Annotated in this window: 3 protein-coding genes; all 3 read left to right on the plus strand. The window is 49.0% G+C overall.

The features are described 5' to 3' along the window. Positions 1–234, plus strand: a 234-nt coding sequence (locus D6783_05100) for an ABC transporter ATP-binding protein (GenBank protein RME52354.1), incomplete at its 5' end; no start/stop codon positions are given. Next, positions 231–1,172, plus strand: coding sequence for a glycosyltransferase (locus D6783_05105; protein ID RME52355.1), 942 nt, complete (start codon positions 231–233; stop codon positions 1,170–1,172). The genes D6783_05100 and D6783_05105, both read left to right, overlap by 4 nt. A gap of 11 nt (positions 1,173–1,183) precedes the next feature. After that, on the plus strand, positions 1,184–1,858 hold a 675-nt coding region (locus tag D6783_05110; protein ID RME52356.1), incomplete at its 3' end, for a glycosyltransferase family 2 protein.

Consider the following 1,858-nt stretch of genomic DNA (forward strand, 5'->3'; position numbering starts at 1 on the left):
CTCGCCCGCGCCCTGCTCCGCTCTCCCCAACTCTTGATCCTCGACGAAGCCTCTGCCAATCTCGACGCCCAAACAGAAGAAAAGATCGCCGCTCTCATCCACGAACGAAAAGGAACTTGCACCGCGATCATCGTCTCTCACCGCCCAGGAATGCTCCAATACACCGACCATGTGCTTCACTTAGGAAACAAAACGCAACGAAATAACAAAAACCAAAGAGAGACAAGACTTTGAATCACTACAGCACCACCCAGCAGCTGACAAAGACCCCTCCGAAAGTCAAGCGAGGACACGTGACAGGAGCCTATCTCACCCTCCCCCCCAACCCTCACCGATACGGAGAAGGCGGAATGCGACATTCGTCTTTGTATAAAAGAAATGACGAAACAATGCCTCTCATCTCCGTCGTCACCATCGTCTATAACGGAGTCGCTCACCTTGAGGAGACGATCCTCTCCGTCTTGCATCAACCCTACAAGAATGTCGAATACATTGTGATTGATGGAGGTTCTACAGACGGAAGTGTCGCGTTGCTCAAACGCTACGAAGACGCGATTGACTATTGGGTGAGTGAAGCAGACCATGGCATCGCAGACGCATTCAACAAGGGCCTTTCTCTCTGTCATGGAGAGTGGATCGGTTTGCTCAACGCTGACGACTACTACACAGAACAAACTCTCCAGGTCATCGCCACAGAAAACAGAGGAGGAGTCATCTGTGGACGGCTGAAATTCTTAGAAGGAGAACAAAGCTTTGAAACAAAATCTGTTCCAAAACTGCTCCCACGAATGATGTCCGTCAACCACCCAACGACCTTTGTACGAAGCCGTGTGTATGACCAATACGGCCCCTTTGACACCACCTTCTCCCTTGCCATGGACTATGAACTACTCTTGCGCCTCTTTCTACATAACATCGAGTTTATCGCAAAAGATGAGACTCTCGCAGTGATGAGGATGGGAGGTGTCTCAGATCGCCAATACAGAGATAGCCTGTGGGAAGTGTACCGTGCAAAAAGAAAACATGGACTCTCTCTGCCCTCTTCATTTGCGACCTTCCTCGGACAGTATAGCCGCTCACTCACCACCTCCCTCTTCAACAAAGCAGGCTTGGACTTTGCAGTCCGCTTCTATCGACAACACTTCATCAAAATCAATAGAAAATATCTTTAAAAATCAAACCCATGAACTTATCTCCCCTCGTCTCTGTCATCATTCCTTTTTACAACGAAGAAAAGAGCATATCTGACGCAGTCGAAAGCATCTTGAATCAAACGTATCAACACTTTGAGATTGTATTGGTCGATGATCATTCGACGGATCGCTCTGTCGAAATCATACGCAACTTTCGAGATCCGAGGGTGCGGCTCATCCAAAAAGATGCTTCCATCCCCCAAGGCCGAGCCTCCAGCCGCAACTTGGCCATTCAGGAAAGTCAGGGGAAGCTCGTCATGTTACAAGACGCAGACGACCTCTCCATGCCCACGCGACTGGCACGACAAGTCGAACGATATCTCGCCAATCAAGAAAAGAATCCAATCGTTGGGTGTGCCATAAAAATCAACGCGCCAGGACAACAGCGCGTCAAACTCCTACCTGAAGATCACGCCCAAATCATCCAAGGGTTTCAAAGAAAGTGGAACCGCGTCACAATCGTCGCAGGCACCCTCCTACTCGCCAAAGAAACGCTCCTCCAATACCCCTATCGAACGCGCTATCAACACATGGAAGATTGGGACCTACTCTTAAGACTCTACGAATCAAAGCGCTTCTTCTTTACCAACGTCAACCAACCACTTTATCAATACAATCTACCAGATGGAGGATCGAAATCCGAAGAAGACTGGATCCTCTATAAC

The sequence above is a fragment of the Candidatus Woesearchaeota archaeon genome (assembly GCA_003694805.1).
In the GTDB taxonomy this organism is placed as follows: Archaea; Nanobdellota; Nanobdellia; order Woesearchaeales; family J110; genus J110.